Genomic DNA, 20,193 nt, shown 5'->3' with positions numbered 1-20,193 from the left:
TCAGTTAGAAAGTTATCGTTTTAACTAAAGGAGATTAATGATGAAAACATTTTTTAAAATCATAGGTCTATTAGTGGTGTCACTGATTATTGCTATTGTATTTTTCTTTGGCATGAGAACATATCAGGGACATAAAAACCTAGAACTAGTAGATCATTATATGGATGAACAAAATTTAACTGAGAAAATTGAATACGAGAAAACATTATATAGTGCTAAAAAGGGTTTATATTATAAGCAAGTTAAATTTAAAGATGATTCAGAACATACTTATACAGTGCAACCAATTAGTACATTTAAAGGTATTTTAGTACAAGGATTTGATAGTGAAACCAATAAAAATATCAAAGATGCTAAACATAACGAATTTAAGGAAGACTATAAACCGAAAGATAAATAGGCATACATTGTTAATATATGAGTTAGAGACAGGGACAATTAATTTGTCCCTGTCTCTAACTCATTTTTTTATATATTATCATGTTATTAGAGGTGTGCATGTATGAGTTTTTGCATTGAGGTTATAGTACAAAGATTACATGCCTTTCTTGTCATCCATGTCGTGAATTTTCATCATTAAACCATGAGGAATGTCGTCATGATCGACAACTTCCATTTTACTAAAAGCGCCATCGCCTTCAGCTTTAATTAACTTAACGAAATCTCCTTTTTTAGGAGAAAACCCTGATTCAGCCGGTAATTTAACATCATTTTCTATTTTATGATTTTTTTCACTAATTATTTTATCGGCGGTTGTTTCATTTTTCATATAGCCATAATAAGTTTCTTTTTGACCACTCGACAACATCATAATAATCAATACAGTAGCAACAATTAACATTAATGCACTTATAGTAATTGCGAACACTTTACTGTTTTTCAAAGTATAATTCTCCTTTATATCTATTTTCTTCTGTTATATCTAAAATATTTAATTTATGCAATCGAAAGCACAAACCATGATTTAGCTAAATGTATTTTACTATATTTTAAAATTTGTTAAGTTTATCGTAATTAAAATATGAAAAGTTAAGACGGTAATATACGAATATATTTTAGTTCATCATGATGCAAAATAAATTCTAAGCTATTTTTAAATTCTGTAAACTGTCTAATTTCTGCTTTTGGTATAGTAGATTGTTCAATATATCGTAATAATGATCTTTCAATATATATGTCATTAAATGAAGATGGTAATGCATAGTCAATAAATCCATGTTCTCGATTCAATGTCTGTATGAACAATGTGATTTTTGAATTTAATATAGTTTGTTTTAAGACAAGATTAAGTACTTCTTTTGGTGAAGTACGACGATTTATGGAATTGAATAAAAGTAAATGAATTTCTTCTTTTTCCTTTAGTATAATAAAGTTTTTATGGATAGAAACTGGTTTGCCTATAAAATGTCTAATGAATTGATATATATACATTAGGGGTTCATAAATGCCATGACTATTCATCAAAGCGACATCAGCTTTCTCTTTACGCATTAATTCATACCCTACACCGCAACCTCTATTTAATAAGATAAGAATATGACACATTAAATCAGCTATTTCTAAAGGATGGCTTTCTTCGTAAAACTTGAAGCATTGCTTTGTAAGTTTTGTGTATACAAACTTTGATGTATCAATATGTGAAGATTTGATTACTTTATTAAAGTAATCGTAATAACTCATTGAATTATTAAAGCCCTCTCCTTTTTTATTTAATAAATTTCGAACTTGTGCTTGCTCTATATCGATAAAATGATAATCAAAGTTAAACCTTTGGAGTAGTGTGAAAGCATTTTTTAAAGAATTAACCTGGTTAACTACACCTTCGATGGTAATAGCCATTTTTATATTAAAGTTCAGATTTTTAATTTTAATATATAATCGATTAACTTCGTTTAATGATAAATGAGAGGTATCAAAGAGAATTAGGAAATTATAATTCTGCTGATATTTTGCATATTTTGGTTTAAATTTTAAAAATTGTAATATTAAGCTTTCGACAAAATCAAACTGTGTCATAGATTTTATTCTTAGCGCGATACCGATATAATCAGAGAATAGTGAATCAATAAAATCAATCATACCAGTGAGACTTAAATTTTCTAATGAGAGATTTCTAATATTATTAATTAATACATAGGCATCAGTTAAATCTTTAAAACTGAATTTAGAATTAAAGTCAGACTGAATAATATCCATTAAACTATCTATATGAATAAAAATAGTAGGAGGTTTTGCCAAATCCTTAAAATTTAATCGCTTGGTATCAATTTGTAATTGATTTGATGAAACAGGCTTTTCTTTAGTTATTAAATCAATTTGGGGCTTGAATCTATTCAAATCATTATTGATTAGTACAATGTTGTTTTGATGTGAAGCATGTATTGATTTTCGAAATTCATTAGGTGTCATATTTAAGAAAAATTTAAATTGATGAATATAATTTGAATAATGATTGAATCCATAATGTTCAGATATATGATAAATTGCGTGTTTCGTTTGAATAAGATCAGCGAGTGATAAAGCAATCTTAAGACTAGTTATATAATGTTTAAAGCTAATACCTAAATATTTCTTAAACAATATAGAAATATAAGGCGCAGAAATATAAAATGTACTCGAAACATCTTTGGATGAAAGTGATTGGGTAACATGAGCTTTTATAAAATCAGTTATATCATTTAATAAGGTGTTTTCTGTGCATATAGATGGAATATAAGTAAAGTCATGTTCTATTTTTGCCTCCTTATTGATTATAGTTAGAATTTCATTGAGTATAGGTAGCTCAGAAGGTCCGCATTGGCTCAACTGTTGAATCATCGTTAAGATTTGGAACTTAAGATATTCATTGGAATTTAATAATTTGTAGTTATAGTAAAAATTGAAGAAACTTTTAATTGTTTTTGTGAATTGTTGGACAGGTATACACATTTCTACTACTTGTTCAGAATCTGAAATGTGATATAAATCATTGTGATTTATGATAATGATATGGTTTTCAGCAGATAATTGATGGCCATTTAGGGTAACATCTAGCTTATTGTTTAATGAAAATAAAAGTATGACTTGATGTATACATCGTTGTGTATGAGTGTTTAGAAATTCGTGAATACACAAAGTTGTACTATTCATAGTAAAGGCAACTCCTAATAATAATTTGAATTGGTATATTGTTCAAAATACATTATATTACAAAAAGTTATGACTTTTAATCCTTTAAATATAAATATTTTTTAATCTTATAAAGAGATTCGGTGTTAAAAATTAAATTTCAGACAATGTATTTTGATTAGCAGATAATTTTTTCTGAGAAATCAACTTAAAAATTCGTATTGTTCTATTTGTCACGGAGGTTTTGAAAAATGAAGCACATTTATTCTAAATTTTACAATCAAGAATCTAAAATAACGAAATTAAAATCTGAAGTATTAGGTGTCGTGTTGCATGACGATGCAGAAAATAATAGTGCAGAGGATTATATTGTCTGGCTACAGCAAAGGATAGATAATAATGAATTGGAAAAAGGGTGGGCGTGTGCATATGTTGATAAGCAGACATGTTATTGGTTTCATCCATCTCCATATGTAGAGTGGCACTGTGGTAATACTTTTGCGAACGAGCATTATATAGGTATAGAACGTTGTCAATCAAAAATTAATGGAATATTGTCTGATGAACAATTTATTAAGAATGAAGAAGCTAGTTATTGGATTGCAGCCTTAATATTGAAAAAAAATCAGTTACCTGTAAATAGAAATACAGTAAAACTGCATAAAATGTTTTATGATACGGAATGTCCTGCAAGAGCTTGGTCAATTCATTTGGATAATGCACCTACAAATGAAGAAAATATAAAAATGCTACAAGACTATTTTATAGACAAGATTAAATCCTATTATTTCAATATAAAAGGAAGTGATATGACGGTAGTTGGATAATTATTAACACTTTAAATTTAGTCACAAAGAATATACAAAAATGGGATTGCGTTATTTAATGGAACCGATTACAATATTATTATAAAGTTTTGGTACCGGTTCCATTAAAAAGGAGGTAATATAATGAATTATAAAAAGTCTGCAGAAAATATATTGCAAGCGCTTGGTGGAGAAGATAATGTTGAAGCAATGACACATTGTGCAACGCGTTTGAGACTTGTATTAAAGAATGAAGGCTTGGTTAATGAAAAGGCATTAGGGGATATGGATGTTGTAAAAGGTACATTTTCAACTGGAGGACAATATCAGGTTATCATTGGTTCTGGTACGGTAAATAAAGTGTTTAGTGAATTAGAAAAGATAACCGGTAAAGAAGCGTCTTCGGTGTCAGATGTGAAAGCGCAAGGCACTAAAAACATGAATCCTTTTCAAAGGTTTGTGAAAATGCTGTCAGATATCTTTGTTCCAATCATACCAGCAATTGTAGCTGGTGGTTTGCTCATGGGTATCAATAATATATTAACTGCGCCTGGTATTTTTTATGATAATCAATCATTAATAGAAGTACAAAATCAGTTTAGTGGCTTAGCTGAAATGATTAACATTTTTGCTAATGCGCCGTTTACATTACTACCTATACTAATTGGCTTTAGTGCTGCAAAACGATTTGGAGGTAATGCATATCTCGGGGCAGCACTTGGAATGATATTGGTTCATCCAGAATTGATGAGTGCTTATGATTATCCGAAAGCATTAGAAGCGGGAAAAGAGATTCCTCATTGGAACTTATTTGGACTCGAAATTAATCAAGTAGGATATCAAGGTCAAGTATTACCAATGCTAGTAGCTACATATATTCTTGCAACAATTGAAAAAGGACTAAGGAAAGTTATACCAACAGTATTAGACAATTTATTAACACCCTTATTAGCAATATTATCAACAGGTTTTATAACATTTTCATTTGTTGGTCCATTAACACGTACTTTAGGATATTGGCTATCAGATGGTTTAACGTGGCTATATGAATTTGGTGGTGCTATCGGTGGTCTTATATTTGGTTTGTTATATGCGCCGATTGTTATTACAGGTATGCATCATAGTTTTATTGCTATTGAAACTCAACTTATCGCTGACAGTTCAACAACAGGTGGTTCATTTATATTCCCTATTGCAACAATGTCTAATGTTGCACAGGGAGCGGCTGCCCTTGCAGCATTCTTTATTATAAAAGAAAATAAAAAATTAAAAGGCGTAGCATCCGCTGCGGGTGTATCTGCTCTACTAGGTATTACAGAGCCAGCTATGTTTGGTGTGAACTTAAAGCTAAGATATCCATTTATTGGGGCAATTGTAGGTTCAGGTATCGGTTCTGCCTATATAGCATTCTTTAAAGTTAAAGCTATTGCATTAGGTACTGCAGGTATACCAGGATTTATATCTATTAGCGGTCAAAATAATGGTTGGTTACATTACGGTATAGCAATGATTATTGCATTTATCGTAGCATTTTGCATAACATACGCTTTGTCATATAGAAAGAAATATAGAAATATTGAAACATAGTAGTATAAAGGTATATTAAGATTTAAAGTAGTACAAAAATTGCATTATCAAAATAAAAGACTAATCCATATGAAGACGGATTAGTCTCAGACTGTCGACAAATTCTCCAACTTTGTTGACAGTTTTTTGTATGCTTTACACGGTCACTGCCTTAGCCTATAATCTTCGGCTAGGGTTCTACCACAGGAGTCGGTCTAAATCACTGCCGATATTACACTAAAAGGATTATATATAAATTAAACAGTGGTGGTGTTTATTATGTTACATAGATCAATTGATAAGAGAGACCAATATGAAATGATTTCTATTTCTAAATTAGTGCTTAACAATTATTTATTACGTAAAGTTGATGTGATATTAGATTTAAATTTTGTATATGAATTTGTCAAAGTCAAAAATTGTCTTGCTAATAGCAGAGTATCTATAGGCCAGTTATTTTAGTGAAAATATTACTTATACAAAGACTATTCTCACAATTGTAAGAACGTTATAAAGTTTTATAAAGGTTTTGTATGATTTAATAAGCGTTTATAATTTAATTCACAATTTTTGTTTGCGCCATAAAAACGCGCCTACGATGGTCACGATAATGAGAGAAATGCCAATCACAATGAGCCATGAAATATAACTATGGTCATCAATAGGTAAGGGAACATTCATGCCAAAAAAGCTAAATACTAACGTTGGCAATGTTAAAAATACAGTAAAAAGCGTTAATGTTTTCATCGTATTATTCATCTCATTTGATAGTAATGATGCGTATGAAGTAGTGATACTTTCTAATATATCTGTATAAAGTCTCGTCGTTTCTAAAGCTTGATTATTTTCGATTAACAAGTCCTCTAAAATGTCTTCATCTTCATCAAAGCGTTTCATAGCTGGTAGACGGAATAATTTCTTTACTATGCCTTCATTACCTTTAAGTGCAGCTAAAAAATAAACTAAACTTTTTTCTACTTCCATTAAATTATAAAGTTGTTTATTTGTGACGTTATTCTTTAAGTCACGTTCAATACGTACACGTGTTTTATTCAGCAATCTCAAATTTCTGTTGTAATGATTTGTAATTGTTAACAATATATTTAATGCAAAACGACTATGAAAGCGTAGGTTTATATTCTGACGTGCAAAGTTTTCTAAGAATTCATTTTCAACATTACAGATAGTAATGATTTTTTTATTTCCAATAATAATTCCTAAAGGAATAGTAATAAATGACAATACTTTTGAATTAGTGTCATTTATAATAGGTAAGTCTAATATGATTAATGAATAATGCGAATCTTCATCGTATTCAACACGCGCACTCTCTTCTCTATCTAATGGGTCTCGTATGAAATCTTCAGGAATGTCATAGCGATCTATAAGCATTTCGATTTCCTCCCAGTTGGGATCAATGACGTTAACCCATGAAGCTGTTTGATCCAGTTCAGATTCGATTATTTTATCTGTTTGTGAATGTTTATATGCAGTTATCATGATAAAATGAGGTCCTTTCTTCAGAAGTGTTATTGATATTGTTCTTTTGCCATTAGACGTAATGGACCGTTAAATATAATTTTGAATAAGTGATCAGCAACAATATCGGGTTCCATTCTATTATTATCTTGTACCCAATGTTTGATAAAAGAAATCGTAGCACCTGAAACATAACTATGAAAATAATCTATTGGTATGCCTGAAATTTTTTGTTTGTTGTTAAGGTTTTTAGCCATATTAGAGTACATAAGTTCTGAAATCTTATCTTCAAGATGGCTTTTTCTATCTAACTTAAAAATAACTAAGTAAAAATCGATATCTTTTTGAATATGGAGAATGATATTTTTAAGAATTTTTTCCGAAAATATTTTAGCGAAATCTTCTAAATTTGAATCTTGCATAACCAACTTATAAGTACCTATTTCATCTGCTAAACCAACGAGAATTTCATCTTCTAGGTCTGAAAGTAAAATATATTTATCTTCGTAGTGTAAATAGAAAGTACCTCGGTTAATATCTGCTAGGGATGTTATATCTTGTATCGTTATTCGCTCTAGTTCTTTTTCTGCTAATAATTTTATAAAAGCTTGTTTGATTGCATTTTTAGTTTTTCTGACACGACGATCTTCTATCATTTTATTCAGCTCCTTAAATTTTAATAGACAAACTATGTTTATTTGTTGTTAAAAAAACAAAATGAAGCTTATTGAATATTGCTTATTGAATTATGCTCATTATAATAAACAAAGTAGTTATTAATCAACACAATGTTCAAAAAGGAGGTGATTAATATGAATATATTTAAAAATAAATTACTTTGGATAGCGCCAATAGCAATTTTAATCATATTGGCAATATTTTCAATAGCATTTTATCCAGCTTATAATCCCAAACCAAAAGCTTTACCAATTGCTATAGTTAATCAAGATGAAGGTACATCTATTCAAAATAATGACATTAACATTGGTAAAAAGTTAGAAGATAAACTATTAAATAATGATTCTGATACTATAAAATGGGTTGAAGTAGATAATGAAAAAGATGCCCGAAAAGGATTAGATGAGCAAAAATATTTTGGTGCAGCTATTTTTGAAAAAGATTTTTCAAAACATGCGATGAGTAAAACTCAAAAAATAGTAATGAATAGTAAAAAGCAAGAAATACAAGAGAAAATACAATCAGGTGAAATACCGCCAGAACAGGCTGAAAAAATGCAAAGTCAAATGGATAAATCTGGCGCTTCACAAGACATAAGAGTCAATCAAGCAGAATTTAAAACATTGATTAATAGTGGTGCGAATATGCAAGCATCACAAATTTCTTCAAATGTATTAAAAGGCATCGGTGATAATTTAAATAAACAAATAACACAACAAGGTTTAGATACTCTAGAAAAACAGGATGTTAAAGTTAGCCCTAGTGATATTCAAGGACTTACAAATCCTGTGAAAGTATCAGATCAAAAGATTCATAAAGTTAAAGACCATCAAGGTAATGGTAATGCATCATTCTTGATGTTTATGCCTGTGTGGATTAGTTCGATCGTGGCATCTATTTTGCTGTTCTTTGCATTTAGAACTTCAGATAATATTATAATTTCGCATCGCATTATTGCGTCGTTAGGTCAACTTGCAATTGCAGTTGTTACTGCCTTTGTAGGTGGATTTGGTTATGTATACTTTATGTCTAGTGTTCAAGGATTTGATTTCCCTGATATTAATAAAATAGGTCTTTTTGTTTCTATTGCATTACTAGGCTTTATTGGTCTTATTTTAGGTGTTATGACTTGGTTAGGTATGAAGTCTATTCCAATATTCTTTATAGCAATGTTCTTTAGTATGCAACTTGTAATGTTCCCTAAACAAATGCTACCGCAATTTTATCAAGATTATGTTGTGAGTTGGAATCCATTCACTCACTATGGTGAATATTTGAGAGCATTACTTTATATGGATCAACCACTAGAAATGAATGCTACCATGTGGATGTTTATCGGTTTTATTATTTTTGGAGTTGTTTCATCAATAAGTGCTGCAATAATTAGAAAACATAGTGGGAAACGTACAGAAGTTCCGTCATAAATGTATCAAATGCAGCACTAATTATTATATTGGTTTAAAATGAAGAATTTTGTTAGCAGGGTTAGATAGCAAATTGATTATTTGCTATCTAACCCTTTTTATATAAACATTTCAATAGTCATTTAATTTAAAATCATATTTCATAAAATATACAAAATTAATTTGTATAAAATGTACTACTCATTGTTTTTATTAAACACTGTCATTACACTGTTTAAATGTATGTTGAAAACTGTATGAAATATGATTACATAATTGTTTAGCACATTATCTATAATTTTAATAAAGAATTAACATTTGCTTAACAAAAATAAGTTATAATTCACATAGTTTACAAATAATTTAAAGAGGTGTGACGATGGATTCTTCTGTAATGGAGATAATTTTCACTTTTATCGGTGGTTTAGGTATATTTTTATACGGAATTAAACAGATGGGCGATGGCTTACAAGCAACTGCTGGCGATCGACTGAGAAGTATATTAAATAAATTCACTAGTAATCCAATCATGGGTGTTTTGGCAGGTATGATTGTTACGATTTTAATTCAAAGTAGTTCAGGGACTACTGTCATTACGATTGGTCTTGTAAGTGCAGGATTTATGACAATGCGACAAGCAATTGGAGTTGTTATGGGAGCGAATATAGGTACCACGGTTACAGCATTTATAATAGGTATTGATATCGGTGCTTATTCACTACCCATCCTAGCTATTGGCGCATTTTTAATTTTCTTTATCCAGAAAAGGAAAGTAAAAAATATAGGTATGATTTTATTTGGTTTTGGTTCTCTTTTTTATGGTTTAGAGTTGATGAGTGGTGCAGTGAAGCCACTCGCTAATTTAGATGGGTTTAAACAAATCATGTTAGATATGTCATCAAATCCAATATATGGTGTTTTAGCTGGTACATTCTTAACAGTTATCATCCAAAGCTCAAGTGCAACAATTGGTATATTACAAGGGTTCTTTGCTAATGATTTAATTAGCTTGCATGGTGCACTGCCAGTACTATTAGGTGATAATATCGGTACAACGATTACTGCTGTCTTAGCAAGTTTAGCAGGTTCTCTTGCATCAAAACGTGTTGCAGCAGTTCATGTCATGTTTAACGTGATAGGTGCAGCAATATTCTTGCTCATCTTACCGTTGTATCAATTAGTTATTGAGTGGATGCAAGGCGCAATGAATTTAAAACCAGAAATGGTTATTGCATTTGCACACGGTACATTTAACGTGACAAATACTTTAATTCAATTACCATTTATTTTTGTACTAGCTTGGATAGTTACGAAAATAATTCCAGGTGAAGATATTAATGAAAAATACAAACCAAGACATCTTGATAAGAACTTAATTAATAGAGCGCCTAATATTGCTCTACAAGAAGCTCAAGATGAAATTCAAAACATTGGTAGAATGACGTTATCCATGTTGCAAAAAGTCAATCACTACGATGAAAAAACTGAAAAAGATATTATTCAGAAACATGCAGCAATTGACAACATGTATGATAATGTCAGACAGTATCTTACTAAAATATCTGAGAAGAAGTTGTCACAAGATGATGCAGAAAGGATGTCTGTATTATTCGATGTTAATCGCACGATGTTGAAAGTGGCTGGTTTATCAGAAGCCTATTTATTAGATTTGAAGAAAAAAGATACAGATCCTATCAAAATATCTGATAAAGCTGAACAAAGTATTGAAAAGCTTTACAATCATGTTAACATGTCATTTGAAAAGACAGTTGAAATGTTCAACGTTTATGACAGAGTTAAGCGTGATGAAATTGTTAAAATAAGTAATGATTCATACAAACTTGAACATGATTTAAGGAAAAAACATATTAAACGTTTAAGTTCAGGTGAGTGTTCGCCAGAAGGTGGCTTATTATATCTAGATATGATTGCAATATTAGAACGAATCGGTTATCATTCTAGAAATATTTCAGAATCAATGGTTGATATTGATGAAATTGAATTAGAAGAACATGTGGAAAATCCATTAGGTTGGTCTTACTAAATATTATTTAATCATAAAAATTAGCATATAAAATAACTACGCTAGGCGAGACAGAAATCAAATTTTAAATTTTGATTTCTGTCTTGTCTTTTTTATATAAATTATTTAAAAAGATATCGTTGATTCTAGATATAGATTTATTAAGTTGAGAATGGTTTGATATTCCCAAATTACTTTAATATCAACACTAAAGTAACTGTCAAAGTTATATCATACTATCTAATAATTGAATTTTTCTAAGTGAATATGTGGAAATTATCTAGATAATTAAATGTAGAGAATAAAATCAGTAAGCGTTTCCACTATCTTTGAATATTAATTTATTTTACAATTACAAATAATAGACGAAATAAATGGAGGTTACATAATATGAGTGTTTTAGACAAATTCAAACTGGATGGTCAAGTCGCAATTGTGACAGGAGGTGCCTCGGGACTAGGAAAAGCAATGGGGAAAGGTTTAGCTGAAGCAGGTGCAAACTTAGTTATTGCTGATATTAATTTAGATTTAGCAAAAGAAACAGCAAGCGAATTTGAAACTGAAACAGGAAATCAAGCCTTGGCATGTAAAGTAGATGTAACAAACGTGTCGGATGTTGAGCAAATGGTTTCAGATGTAATGGATAAGTTTGGGCACATAGACATTCTATTCAACAATGCTGGAATCAATGAACATGTTAAATTTGAAGATATGCCTTACGATCGTTGGGTTAAAAATATGGATGTCAATATCAACAGCATGGTTTTAGTTTCACAAGCTGTAGGTAAAGTGATGATCAAACAGCAAAAAGGTACTATTGTGAACACTTCTTCTATGTCAGGTATCATTGTAAATACGCCACAACCACAGGCGGCATATAATACTTCTAAAGGTGCGGTAATTATGTTTACTAAAAGCTTAGCAAATGAATGGGCAGAACATGGTATACGTGTAAATACTATTGCTCCAGGTTATATGGAAACAGAACTAACTAGAGATTATTTTGCTCAAGGTGGAGAAATGATTGATACATGGATGAATTTTACACCATTAGGTCGTCCTGGTGTACCTGAAGAATTACAAGGTGCAGCACTATATTTAGCTTCTGATGCTTCATCATTTGTTACTGGTAGTGTTGTCACAATTGATGGGGGATATACAGCATTATAAATAACTAGTGACTAATTTTAAATTAAATTTAGTAATATCAAAAGAGAAGTTGAGATAATATAATACTCAACTTCTCTTTTTTTATGCTGTTTTTAAAGTTCTTATGTTAAATGACTCCAATGATTTTAGCTTTATTTAATCCTTACTAAAACGATAAGAATACTTGACAAAGTTGTATGAGGAGCATAGTATTACTAGTAATCTAATATTCAGAAAATTGATTTGGGGGGATTATATATGACATCTATGAGTATTCTAGATCAAAGTCCAATTGATATTAATGAAACTGTAAATGAGGGTATACAGCGAACTGTTGAATTAGCACAACTAGCAGATAAATTAAAATATACGAGATATTTTGTTGCAGAGCATCATAATATTCCAGAAGTTGCGGGTACAAGCCCAGAAATATTAGTGACACATCTACTCAACAAGACTAACAAAATACGTATTGGTTCAGGAGGAGTAATGTTACAGCACTATAGTCCTTTTAAAGTAATAGAACAATTTCATTTTATTAGTCACCTTGCACCAGGTAGAGTTGATTTAGGGATTGGTAAAGCACCTGGGGGATTTCCATTAGCAACACAGGCTCTGCAATCAGAATTCAAATCGCCACAAGTTACATTCAATGATAAATTCCAACTGTTAAACAATATAAATAATCGAAATTTTAAAGAAGATGATGCATATAATCAATTACAAACTTCTATAAGAGATAATGAAGTCCCTAAGCCAGAGCTCTTTTTATTAGGAGGCAGTGACCGTTCGGCACAATTTGCAGCAAATGAAAATGTTGGTTTTGTATATGCTTTCTTTATTAATTCTAATGTTGATATGTTACGAAGTGCAGTGAAATCTTATAAACAACAATACCCAGAAGGACGTTTTATTGTTGCTGTAGCAGCAGTAGTAACAGAGAATGAAAATGATAAAGAATTAGTTAAAGATGGTCGTACAAATTATGCTTTGCATTTTAAGGATGGTAGAAAAATTACTGTAAATACTAAGGAGCAACTAGAAGCATTTAGTAAACAAAGTGCAGAACATTTTGAAGTTGAGGAAAAGCAAATAGACGTTTTAGAAGGATCAGCTGCTGAAGTTAGACATCAATTATCTCAGTTAAACAACGAAGGACTCATCGATGAGTTTATGTTGCATATACCAATACAGAATCACAAATTAAGAGTGAAAACGGTTGAGCAACTTGCTCCATCATACACAATTGCTAACCAGAAAGAAGGGGTATTATGAGTCAGAAAACAATAGATTTTGGGATTATGTTAAATGGTCCAGGTAGTCATATGCATGCTTGGAAATCTAATGAAGTTCCTAGCGATGCCAGTACTAACTTTGAATACCAACTAGACATTGCTAAGAGAGCAGAGCGAGCAGGTTTTAGTTTTGTTTTTGTAGCAGATGGTTTATATATTCATGAGAAATCTATCCCTCATTTCTTAGACAGACACGAACCTTTAACGCTACTTGCTGCACTTGCGCCTATTACTCAAACAATTGGTTTAGTTGGTACAATTTCAACTTCATATAGTGAACCTTTTACCGTTGCGAGACAGTTAGCAACGATTGATAATATCAGTCATGGACGCGCAGGATGGAACGTTGTTACATCACCACTTGAGGGTAGTGCAGATAACTATAGTAAAGGTGAACATCCGGAGCATGATACGAGATATGATATCGCTGAAGAACATATTCAAGTGGTACAAGGCTTATGGGATTCATATGAAGATGATGCGTTTAAATTTGATAATGAAAAAGGCGAATATTTAGATAAAAACAAAATGCACACACTAGATTATAAAGGTGAATATTTCCAAGTAAAAGGACCATTAAATGCAAGTCGCTCTGAACAAGGTCAACCAGTCATTTTTCAGGCAGGAGCTTCACCTAAAGGACAAGACTATGCAGCCAAATATGCAGATGCAGTTTTCACATTAGGAGAATCAAAAGAAAGTGCACAACGGAATTATGAAAGTATTAAAGATCAAGCCAAGGCTTATGGACGTAACCCCGATGAAGTAAGAGTTTATCCTATATTAGCACCAGTCATAGCTAAGACAGAAAGTGAAGCAGAAGCACGTTTTGAAAATATTAAGACTTTAGCAAATATTGATGAAGCATTAGATTATTTAGGTCGTTATTATGATCATCATGATTTTAGTCAATATGATTTAGATGCGCCTTTTCCAGATTTAGGAGAAGTTGGTCAAAATAGTTTCCGAGCTACAGCAGATGCAATTGCTAATCGCGCAAAAGCAAACCAATCGACGTTAAGAGAAGTTGCGCTAGAAGAGACAGTTAGACGCTCTCCATTTATGGGAACATATGAAACTGTAGCAGATTTAATCATTGAATGGGTAGAAGACGGCGCAGCAGATGGTTTTATTTTTGGTCCTCATATCTACGGGGCGGTTTATGATGAATTCTTAGAAAATGTATTACCTATTCTAGAAGAGAAGGGTTATTATGATAAAACATTTCATGGTGAAACATTAAGAGATCATCTTGGCCTTCCTTTTAAAGAAAATAGATACACACAATCCCGTGTTACAAATTAAAGCTTTGAAAATATTGAAATTGATGGACACATCTAAATTATAAAAGTTGTGTCTATTTTTTTATTAAAAGGAGTGAACGACTATGTCAGAATCTAGTACAACATCTTATCAAAATACTGTTAATCAAACAGCTAACCAAACTTCTATAAAAACAAAAAGGAAATTAGAGTTACCACATGTGTTATTAATGATGTTACTAATGATGATGTTTGCTTGTTTTTTGACATATATCATTCCTGCTGGGACGTTTAATACTGACAAAGATGGATCGATGATACAAGGGACTTACCACGCAATTGCTCAACATCCTGTGAATCCATTTTATGCAATAACGCTGATTCTAAATGGAGGTACCCAATCTGCTCAAACAGTGACTTTGCTATTATTTATAGGTGGTTCAATGGGAGGCATCCTGCAGTTAAATTCAGTTACGAAAATAACTAATTTCATGATTTATAGATTTGAACATGTAGGTGCATTACCATTAATAATAGGTTTATTCTCATTGATGGCTTTTATAGGATTCTTTATCGGTGGAGATCAAATGATTGTGTTTGTAACCTTGGGCGTCATTTTAGTAAGACGTTTAAAGTTAGATCCTATTATGGCTTTGGCGATTACATTCTTACCTTTATATATGGCATTTTCTGTATCACCTTCTGGAATGGCTAAAATCGGACAAATTGTATATCCCGATGTCTCACTTTATTCAGGCTACGGTGGTAGGGCTATTATGTATCTTATATTTTTAATTGTGACCTTATTGTATGTAATTTGGTATGCGCGAAGAGTAATTAAAAATCCAGATAATAGTATGATGACTACAAAAGTTTGGCAACAACAAAACGATTATTCATCAAATGAAGCAATGGATTTGGAAGATAGAAAGGTAAGTTGGAGAGATTACATTGTCGTTAGTTTAGTTGTTGTTACACCAATCATTTTAGCGTTAGGAAATGGTTTGCTAAATTGGACTGAACGATATGGTAATGGTGTTTTTATTACAGTATTTGGTTTAAGTTTTGTGTTGGCCTATATTGTTAAAGGGAAACGACCATCTGAAATGGTGGATGGATTTTTAGATGGTGCAAAACCAATGCTTGTAGTTGCATTTGCAATCATTATGGCAAATACCATTAGCGTGATATTAGAAAAAGGACAAATATTAAGTACTATAGTGCATGGATTGACGACGCAACTTGATGGTGCTTCGTCAGGTGTAGTTTCGGTTTTAGTGTTTTTTGTAGCTACAATATTTAATTTTTTAGTGCCTTCTGGTTCTGGATTGATGAGTGTGATGGTGCCTATATTACAGCCTGTTACAACAGCATTAGGAGTTAATGATCAAATATTATTAACTTCATTATCTTTTGGTGGTGGATTAGGTAATCTTATCACTCCGACATTAGGTGCTACAATTGGGGCTATAGCTATAGCTAAGGCTAATTTTGGCTCATGGTTTAAATTTATGGCACCGTTATTTATCATATGGATGATTGTTGGTGGTGTGATACTTTATGTATTTACTGCAATTGGCTGGAGTGGTGGTATATAATTGATATTCAAAATAAAAGGAACAATGATGACTTTATCTAAAAGTAATTTATACTTAGAACATTAAAGTCTATCGTTGTTCCTTTTTTGTTTTTATTTTTTCATGGAGCTACTGTTAATGAGAATGGTACATTTTTTTCCCATTTATTTGATGGCGTTTCATCAGTTATGACTTCTGTAATGTCACTGATTTTTGCAAATGAAAGTGTAGAGGATATATCGAATTTACTTTTATCAATAAGTGCAATGACATTTTCACTTTCCTTTACCATTTGTTTTTTTAATTGAACTTCAGGTAAAGAGAAATCAGTTAAGCCATTTTCAAGTGTAAAGCCGTTCGCAGATAAAAAGAAATAATCTATGTGATACATTTCTAGTATTTGTGAGTCAATATTACCTGTAATCGCATTTGAATCTTGTGAAACAAAACCTCCAACCACAAGAACTGTTAAGTGTGGATTCTCTTTTAATAATACTGCATTTTCTAACCCGTTTGTGATAATAGTTAGTTCCATTGTTGTTTCCGTTAATAATTTGGCTAATTCATAAGTTGTAGAACTTGCATCAATCATAATACATTGTTGTGGTTGTATTTTTTTTAAAGCATGTTTACTAATTTTATATTTTTCTGAATGTTTTTGAGTTAAGCGATAAGAAAAATTTAACTTAGAACCCAGATTATCAGTTATTTTTGCACCACCGTGTGTACGGATTAATTTATTTTCACTTTCAAGGCGTCTTAAATCACTTCTTACAGTTGCTTCTGTAACACTTAAGTAATCAGAGAGCTGTTTTACAGTTGCACGTTTATGAGATTTTATATAAGTATAAATATGTTCTCTACGCTCATCAGCATACATTTTCATATGAATCACATCCTCCTTTATATCATTATACATTTTAACATAAATAGTGCACAAGAAAACTAAAACAAATCAAAATGAAAATAAACGAAAGAATATTTGAAAGAAACGAAAAAATATATTAAAATAAGAATTGTTAATGAAAACGTTTTCTAAAAAGAAAAGGGGAGATTTTAATTATGACTAAGAAAAATTATCCAGAACAAATGAATGCTGTTGTAGCTTATGCACCTGGTGAATATAAATATGAAACAGTTGAAACTCCGAAAATAGAAAATTCAAAAGAAATTATCGTAAAAGTGGAAGCATGTGGTATCTGCGCAGGTGATATTAAGGCCTATGATGGTGCGCCAAGCTTTTGGGGGGATGAAACACAGCCCTCATACATTAAAGCACCAATGATTCCGGGTCATGAATTTATTGCTCGTATTGTTGAAAAAGGTGATGATGTTACTGAATTTGAAATTGGTGATCGTGTAATTTCTGAACAAATCGTACCTTGTTGGGAATGTAGATTCTGTAATCGTGGAGAGTACTGGATGTGTGAAAAACATGATTTATATGGCTTTCAAAACAATGTGAACGGTGGCATGGCAGAGTATATGAAATTTACAAAAGAAGCCATCAATTATAAAGTACCTGAGGATATGCCTATAGAGAAAGCAATTTTAATTGAGCCTTACGCCTGTAGTTTGCATGCAGTACAACGTGCCAACATTAAACTAGGAGATTTTGTTGTACTTTCAGGTGCTGGAACATTAGGTTTAGGTATGGTAGGTGCAGCTAAAAAAGCAGGTGCTGAGACATTAGTTGTCTTAGACATGAAAGATGAAAGATTAGAGTTAGCTAAGGAGTTTGGTGCTGATATTGTAATGAATCCAGCTAAAGTTGATGTTGTTAAAGAAATCAAGTCAATGACTGAAGGATATGGCTGTGACACTTATATTGAAGCTACGGGTCATCCTAAATCAGTTGAACAAGGTTTAAGTGCAATCAGAAAGTTAGGTCGTTTTGTAGAATTCTCTGTATTTGCTGATCCAGTAACAGTAGATTGGAGTATTATTTCAGACCGTAAAGAATTAGATTTGATGGGAAGCCATTTGGGACCTTATTGCTATCCACTTGTCATTGATGGGATTCAAAAAGATGACTATCCAACTGATGGTGTAGTTACACATCAATTACCTTTAAAAGATTTTGAACAAGGATTTGATCTGATGAAAAAAGGAGATGAATCATTAAAAATTGTTCTCGTACCTTAAAGCTAATGGCTAAAGAATTCGTGTAATAAAAGGAGCGCATTGAAATGAAAAAAATGGTTAATAATCCAGACCATGTTATTGATGAATTAATGACTGGTTATTTAGCGGCTTACCCTGAATATTTAAGACGTTCAGAACTTCATAAAAGGGCTTTAATAGGTAACAAAAGAACGGAAAAACGCAAAGTAAGTGTCTTGATTGGTGGAGGATCTGGCCATGAACCAGGGTTTTTAGGATATGTAGGTAAAGGTATGGCTGATGGTGTGGCTGTTGGTAATATATTTGCCTCGCCTTCACCGATACCAATTCAAGCTGTGACAAAAGAAATCAATCAGGATTACGGCGTGTTGTATATATATGGTAATTACGCTGGTGACTTAATGAACTTTGAGATGGCTAGCGAAATGACAGAAATAGAAGATGATATCCAAACGGCTGCTGTTATTGGTAATGACGATGTAGCTTCATCTAAAGATATTGACGACCGTAGAGGTATAGCAGGTGAATTACTTGTGTATAAAGTTGCTGGAGCCGCGGCAGATTTTGGATATAACTTGGAAGAAGTAAGACGTATTGCTCAATTTGCTAATGATCAAACACGTTCTATGGGAATTGGTTTAAGCCCATGTTATTTACCTCAAACAGGCAAACCAAGTTTTGATTTAGAAGATAATGAAATGGAAATTGGATTAGGGCATCATGGAGAACCAGGAATAGAAAAAACAACAATCAGAACAGCTAAAGAAACAGTAAACGTGATTATGCAAAATATTTTAAAAGAATCAATTTATCACGAAGATGATGAAGTGGTTGTCTTAGTTAATGGTCTAGGGGCTACATCTCAAATGGAACTTTATATAATTAACAAAGAAGTAAGCGAAATATTGAAAGATAAAAATATTAGCGTTTATAAAACATTTGTTGGCAATTTTATTACTTCGATGGAAATGGGTGGTTTTTCAGTGACGTTAATGAAAGTAGATGACACACTGAAGGCATGTGTAGATCATCCGGTAGATTGTCCGAACTTCAAGGTAGTTTAGGAGGTGTAAATATGATATTAACAAGTCATTCATTTAAAGATTATATATTAGAGTTAACAACGTTATTTGAACAGAAAAAAGATGAGCTTTGTGAGCTAGACAGAAAAATTGGTGATGGTGACCATGGTGTCACAATGAATATTGGTTATCAAGCTGTAAAGGAAACTATTCAAAATGAGTTAGCATCACAAAGTGATATTGCGAAAATTAGTGTAGCTGTTGGGAAGAGTTTTTTAGATGCTGTGGGTTCATCAGTAGGTCCATTATATGCGTCTGGTTATCTAAAAGGCGCGGTATCAATTAAAAATCAAACAGAGCTTGATGATACAGGTTTATATCAATTTTGGATTGCATTTAGTAAAGGAATTAAAGATAGAGGCAAAGCCGAAATTGGTGATAAAACAATGATAGATACTTTAGAGCCATTTTATAAATCATTAACACAATCAATGGAACAAGATATGCCTTTTACAGATGGTTACAATAAAGCATTAAAAGAAGCACACATAGGAATGGAAAGTACAAAGGATATTATTTCTAATAAAGGACGTTCTAAGAGGTTAGGATATAGATCTCAAGGGCATGTGGATCCCGGTGCGATGTCTGCTTATCTAATGTTACAAACATTTGGAAGTTTTATTGAAAATTAACGGAAAATA

General features: G+C 31.7%; 18 protein-coding genes. 13 read left to right on the top strand and 5 right to left on the bottom strand.

Features of this window, described 5'->3' with window-relative positions; genetic code table 11:
- Positions 1 to 40: 40 nt before the first annotated feature.
- A complete protein-coding gene (locus ACSUE0_RS13055; RefSeq protein ID WP_119613362.1) occupies positions 41 to 400 on the top strand; it encodes a DUF3139 domain-containing protein in 360 nt (119 codons plus the stop codon).
- Between the two features lie 135 nt (positions 401 to 535).
- Here ACSUE0_RS13055 and ACSUE0_RS13050 read toward each other — a convergent pair whose 3' ends face one another.
- Both ACSUE0_RS13050 and rsp read right to left on the bottom strand, forming a co-directional pair.
- Positions 536 to 883, bottom strand: a complete 348-nt coding sequence (locus ACSUE0_RS13050) for a DUF4889 domain-containing protein (protein ID WP_119613361.1) — start codon at positions 881 to 883, stop codon at positions 536 to 538.
- Between the two features lie 146 nt (positions 884 to 1,029).
- Complete coding sequence (rsp, locus tag ACSUE0_RS13045; RefSeq protein ID WP_436957680.1) at positions 1,030 to 3,129, bottom strand: AraC family transcriptional regulator Rsp; 2,100 nt, start codon at positions 3,127 to 3,129, stop codon at positions 1,030 to 1,032.
- A gap of 230 nt (positions 3,130 to 3,359) precedes the next feature.
- Here rsp and ACSUE0_RS13040 point away from each other — a divergent pair, with 230 nt between their 5' ends.
- The 3 genes from ACSUE0_RS13040 (at position 3,360) to ACSUE0_RS13030 (ending at position 5,942) form a co-directional block, all read left to right on the top strand.
- Positions 3,360 to 3,935, top strand: coding sequence for a peptidoglycan recognition protein family protein (locus ACSUE0_RS13040; protein ID WP_436957678.1), 576 nt, complete (start codon positions 3,360 to 3,362; stop codon positions 3,933 to 3,935).
- Between the two features lie 123 nt (positions 3,936 to 4,058).
- The gene (locus ACSUE0_RS13035; protein WP_436957676.1) at positions 4,059 to 5,501 is read left to right on the top strand and encodes a sucrose-specific PTS transporter subunit IIBC; all 1,443 of its coding nucleotides are present in this window, start codon (positions 4,059 to 4,061) and stop codon (positions 5,499 to 5,501) included.
- Positions 5,502 to 5,759: 258 nt separating this feature from the next.
- On the top strand, positions 5,760 to 5,942 hold the full coding sequence (locus ACSUE0_RS13030) for a hypothetical protein (RefSeq protein ID WP_119613357.1): 183 nt from the start codon (positions 5,760 to 5,762) through the stop codon (positions 5,940 to 5,942).
- Between the two features lie 99 nt (positions 5,943 to 6,041).
- Here the strand turns inward: ACSUE0_RS13030 and ACSUE0_RS13025 are convergent, their stop codons facing one another.
- Together ACSUE0_RS13025 and ACSUE0_RS13020 are read right to left on the bottom strand one after the other, a co-directional pair.
- Positions 6,042 to 6,980 (bottom strand): magnesium transporter CorA family protein, encoded by a 939-nt coding sequence (locus ACSUE0_RS13025; protein WP_119613356.1) that lies wholly within the window; start codon positions 6,978 to 6,980, stop codon positions 6,042 to 6,044.
- Positions 6,981 to 7,009: 29 nt separating this feature from the next.
- A complete protein-coding gene (locus tag ACSUE0_RS13020; RefSeq protein WP_119613355.1) occupies positions 7,010 to 7,615 on the bottom strand; it encodes a TetR/AcrR family transcriptional regulator in 606 nt (201 codons plus the stop codon).
- A gap of 156 nt (positions 7,616 to 7,771) precedes the next feature.
- Here ACSUE0_RS13020 and ACSUE0_RS13015 point away from each other — a divergent pair, with 156 nt between their 5' ends.
- The 6 genes from ACSUE0_RS13015 to ACSUE0_RS12990 all read left to right on the top strand — a co-directional run bounded on the left by ACSUE0_RS13015 (position 7,772) and on the right by ACSUE0_RS12990 (position 16,367).
- Positions 7,772 to 9,061, top strand: coding sequence for an ABC transporter permease (locus tag ACSUE0_RS13015; RefSeq protein WP_436957673.1), 1,290 nt, complete (start codon positions 7,772 to 7,774; stop codon positions 9,059 to 9,061).
- A gap of 358 nt (positions 9,062 to 9,419) precedes the next feature.
- Entirely contained in the window at positions 9,420 to 11,084 is a 1,665-nt protein-coding gene (locus tag ACSUE0_RS13010; protein ID WP_119613848.1) for a Na/Pi cotransporter family protein, read from the top strand.
- A gap of 369 nt (positions 11,085 to 11,453) precedes the next feature.
- Positions 11,454 to 12,233 carry an SDR family NAD(P)-dependent oxidoreductase gene (locus ACSUE0_RS13005; protein WP_436957671.1) on the top strand — a complete coding sequence of 260 codons (780 nt, stop codon included), beginning with the start codon at positions 11,454 to 11,456 and terminating at the stop codon, positions 12,231 to 12,233.
- A gap of 237 nt (positions 12,234 to 12,470) precedes the next feature.
- Positions 12,471 to 13,487, top strand: coding sequence for an MsnO8 family LLM class oxidoreductase (locus tag ACSUE0_RS13000; protein ID WP_436957669.1), 1,017 nt, complete (start codon positions 12,471 to 12,473; stop codon positions 13,485 to 13,487).
- Positions 13,484 to 14,812: an LLM class flavin-dependent oxidoreductase gene (locus ACSUE0_RS12995; protein ID WP_436957667.1), complete on the top strand. Its 1,329-nt coding sequence runs from the start codon at positions 13,484 to 13,486 to the stop codon at positions 14,810 to 14,812. The genes ACSUE0_RS13000 and ACSUE0_RS12995 overlap by 4 nt, the downstream gene beginning before the upstream one ends.
- Positions 14,813 to 14,894: 82 nt before the next feature.
- Complete coding sequence (locus tag ACSUE0_RS12990) at positions 14,895 to 16,367, top strand: Na+/H+ antiporter NhaC family protein (RefSeq protein WP_436957665.1); 1,473 nt, start codon at positions 14,895 to 14,897, stop codon at positions 16,365 to 16,367.
- Between the two features lie 100 nt (positions 16,368 to 16,467).
- Here the strand turns inward: ACSUE0_RS12990 and ACSUE0_RS12985 are convergent, their stop codons facing one another.
- Positions 16,468 to 17,232 (bottom strand): DeoR/GlpR family DNA-binding transcription regulator, encoded by a 765-nt coding sequence (locus tag ACSUE0_RS12985; RefSeq protein ID WP_436957663.1) that lies wholly within the window; start codon positions 17,230 to 17,232, stop codon positions 16,468 to 16,470.
- 176 nt (positions 17,233 to 17,408) lie between these two features.
- Between ACSUE0_RS12985 and ACSUE0_RS12980 the strand changes: the two genes are divergently transcribed.
- Genes ACSUE0_RS12980 through dhaL form a run of 3 tightly spaced genes read left to right on the top strand, consistent with a single transcriptional unit; the run spans position 17,409 to position 20,184 of the window.
- The gene (locus tag ACSUE0_RS12980; RefSeq protein WP_436957662.1) at positions 17,409 to 18,491 is read left to right on the top strand and encodes an MDR/zinc-dependent alcohol dehydrogenase-like family protein; all 1,083 of its coding nucleotides are present in this window, start codon (positions 17,409 to 17,411) and stop codon (positions 18,489 to 18,491) included.
- A 44-nt stretch (positions 18,492 to 18,535) separates the two neighbouring features.
- A complete protein-coding gene (locus tag ACSUE0_RS12975; protein ID WP_436957660.1) occupies positions 18,536 to 19,534 on the top strand; it encodes a dihydroxyacetone kinase subunit DhaK in 999 nt (332 codons plus the stop codon).
- 11 nt (positions 19,535 to 19,545) lie between these two features.
- Entirely contained in the window at positions 19,546 to 20,184 is a 639-nt protein-coding gene (gene dhaL, locus ACSUE0_RS12970; RefSeq protein ID WP_436957658.1) for a dihydroxyacetone kinase subunit DhaL, read from the top strand.
- Positions 20,185 to 20,193 lie beyond the last annotated feature (9 nt).

The sequence above is a fragment of the Staphylococcus sp. AS1337 genome, assembly GCF_051408735.1.
GTDB classification, from domain to species: Bacteria; Bacillota; Bacilli; order Staphylococcales; family Staphylococcaceae; genus Staphylococcus; species Staphylococcus xylosus_B.
This window is presented reverse-complemented; position numbering and strand designations above follow the sequence as displayed.